General features: G+C 48.4%; 3 protein-coding genes. 2 read left to right on the top strand and 1 reads right to left on the bottom strand.

Features of this window, described 5'->3' with window-relative positions; all coding sequences use genetic code 11:
* Nucleotides 1–38: 38 nt before the first annotated feature.
* A complete protein-coding gene (locus M4I36_RS14745; RefSeq protein ID WP_258112521.1) occupies nucleotides 39–1,055 on the bottom strand; it encodes a hypothetical protein in 1,017 nt (338 codons plus the stop codon).
* Nucleotides 1,056–1,680: 625 nt separating this feature from the next.
* On the opposite strand from M4I36_RS14745, the gene M4I36_RS14740 reads away from it, so the two are divergent.
* Both M4I36_RS14740 and M4I36_RS14735 read left to right on the top strand, forming a co-directional pair.
* The gene (locus tag M4I36_RS14740) at nucleotides 1,681–2,457 is read left to right on the top strand and encodes a hypothetical protein (protein ID WP_258112520.1); all 777 of its coding nucleotides are present in this window, start codon (nucleotides 1,681–1,683) and stop codon (nucleotides 2,455–2,457) included.
* Between the two features lie 44 nt (nucleotides 2,458–2,501).
* Complete coding sequence (locus M4I36_RS14735) at nucleotides 2,502–2,795, top strand: AbrB/MazE/SpoVT family DNA-binding domain-containing protein (protein WP_258112519.1); 294 nt, start codon at nucleotides 2,502–2,504, stop codon at nucleotides 2,793–2,795.
* Nucleotides 2,796–3,012: the final 217 nt, after the last annotated feature.

Genomic DNA, 3,012 nt, shown 5'->3' with positions numbered 1-3,012 from the left:
GTTTCGTCACCTACCACGATACCAGGAGGTTTTTTAATCTAGCAAATCTTAAATTGCTTCATTACAGGACTGCTTAAAGAAAGGCCGTTTTCTAAGAGCTTTCGAAGATATTCAACACCGATTCGAAAACTCCACATAAGAAAGACAAAAAAAGCTTGTTGACCTACGATCAGTTCTTCGGAACGGAACGTATTAAAAGACAAAACGATGCTTGCGAGAAACAAAAGAATAAGAAGACCGTCCAAAACTCCGATAAACACCCTTTCCGTTTTCAATTTAAGCTTTTTGAGCAAGTAAACGTAATATGCCTCACTTGCTAATAAAAACGTCGAAAGGGTTTCTAAGCCAAACAATCCGTTTGAAGCGTCAGAAAAAGGTATATTTGGCGTCAAATATCGATAGGGTACGTAAAACGACAACGATTCGGCGAGTACAATCAGAACGAAGGTGACGACACTCAACGTAACCAATGTCTTACGACACCACGTTTCAGACCGTTCGTTCAAGGTCGTATTTACGTCAGAATAAATCTTCTGGAGTCGTCGAGCGACGATGGCAACGCCGATCAGGAGATTAACCCCGTCCAGTACGTCGACTCCTTCCAAGACAACCCCGACACGAGAGTTCGAGTGAAGACTGATGAAAATGAAACAGAAGTAGAGGGCGACAAAGCTAAAAAGCGACAGAACAAACCGTCTCCGATGACGATCAACGAAGTCGATCTCTGTGTAGTCAACGAGAAGAATCAGCCCATACAGCATAAAATGAATGAGCAAAGAAGTGGGTGTGGGCGGAGTCCGAAAGTAGAGAACCAACGACACGATCAGGACAGACGTATACAAAAAATTAAACGTATAACGATCTCGTTCTTGACGGTTTTCTTGTTTCCGAAGGATGACGAACTCTCCAACGACAGGTATAAAGTCGATGGCAAGAAGGATAACAGGCATGTACGGAGTGCTTTCTTTGAACACCGGGAAGACGTCTTTTAAGAAAAATAAAGAAATTTCTAGGAACAGCAAAATAATGGCAAACATCTTCGTTACTTTCACCATCTTTCACACCCTTCTTTTTCTATCCGTAGGACGTCCTTATTCTACCAAAAAAAATTGACAAGGCATGGTCGGAGAGACAAAACAGCACACCTTAAAATGGTCTGAAAGCCATCCAATGGATCGTTAATGTCGAATCAAGTCTATCATAGCAGCCCACGAAGAGGAACACGAAAAAGTAACATTCTTTTTCTAATTAACAAGACGACCAACATGACTAGCGATACGTTTAAATTATCGCTAGTCAAGTTCGACTAATATGTGGAATTTGAAACGTCCGTATCCTTCGCTTTCGGAAGACACGTGACAGCGTGCGTTCCAAGGTCATGGTGCACGTGATATCAATTCGTCAGACGAACGGTGACATGACGTACCTATGGAATTTCGTGTGTGTGGGTGCTTTGATCAGCCCATTGTGACATCCTCCTTTAAAGGGTTCATCGAATGTCGCAGCTCAAGTGTCGGTCATACGGAGGTCTGCGGACAGACTTCCTCGACGATACAACACGTCCTGTTGGCGACTGGGGCCTTTCTGGTACGCGTGACAAACGCTTCATGCTCGATTTTTGATTCTTAGTCTCGTTCCCAGTACACTACAAGCCATGGGCGTGACGAGGAGGCGAAGGCCGTGCAGGTAGAGTCGATGGAGTATCCGATGTTTCTGCAACTGTGGCAGTCCCGAAAAAGTGGGATCTTTCCTTCACAGGCTCGCTATCAAAAACTCTACAACCACCTTTCTCCGAATCGAGTCGCACCAAAAGAAGACGCCGTCTCGGTACCGACGGTCGAAGACCTCATCAAACGCTATGGGTCGTATCGCCAGGCGTTCTACGCTTTTTGCGACACCTATTATCGGCTGAACCCGGTGCCGATCCCAGACTATCTGTTGGGTTGGCTGACCGGACGTGCGCGCATCGCGACCTACAAAGACCGCATCTTTCTCAGGATCACGGAGCAGGACGATTCGCACGTCGACCTGCTCAAAACGTGGGTTCCGGGTTTGTATGTGACCAGAGCCTCCAAGGTCAGCACCACGAAGTATCTGCGCACTACCGATTACGGTTTTATCTTTAGTGTGAAGCATCAGTGGGAACCGACGCTGACCGACGCGTTTCGCCCGACCCTAGATTTTGTGCGAGGCTACATCGAGGGGCACTCTTACCTCCAGCGTGTGGGCACCCGCGCCACACGACTGGTCCTTTACGGACCGCTCACGGACGTGTGTCGGACGTATCTGAAAAGCCTTGGCTTTGGGACATCCACAAGGCTGTATACGAGTCATCAGCAGTACGTCCGCTGGAACGTGCATCAAAAGAATCTGCGCAAACTCCGCGTGCTTCTCTATCCGTCGCATCAGGAGTATCTGTGCAGTCCGGCCTATCGGGATCGACTGTTTCAAATTTGACGTACAAGAGGGTATCTAGGATTCATCAAGGGGAGGAATACGACGTGTTGTCTACCGGAGTATCTCGACGATTGGATAGGTTGGGTAGAGTGGTGCTCCCCATCGAATTACGACGGACGTTGCACTGGGTACACGGGACGCCGGTCGGCTTTTTCACCGATGCGGATCACCTGGTCTTGCGCAAACATGCCACCGACTGTCTCTTTTGCGAAGAGGGCGACGTCGAAGAAAGCACGTGGCGCTATCACGGTGCTTACGTCTGTCCGAGGTGTCGCGAAGCTCTGCGAACCTTGGCGCAAGCGGACCCGTTGTCGCCAATGGAACCTGTGGAGGGCTAAGGCTTGGATCGTCCCAAGGACGCGGTGAGTGCGAACATCTGATGTGAAGCCGGATGTGCGGATGCTACCCCACTCCTACGACGAATTATGCAATAATGAGCATAACTATAAGCTCTGGCGTGGGTAGCCTTCTTGAACATTCGCCTCCGTATGTTCAACAAGGTAGCCCATGGGCTACCTTGTTGAACGTGCTTATATTGTTCGAAAACTGCGCCGA

This window comes from Alicyclobacillus sp. SP_1, assembly GCF_024706985.1.
Lineage (GTDB): Bacteria > Bacillota > Bacilli > Alicyclobacillales > Alicyclobacillaceae > Alicyclobacillus_I.
This window is presented reverse-complemented; position numbering and strand designations above follow the sequence as displayed.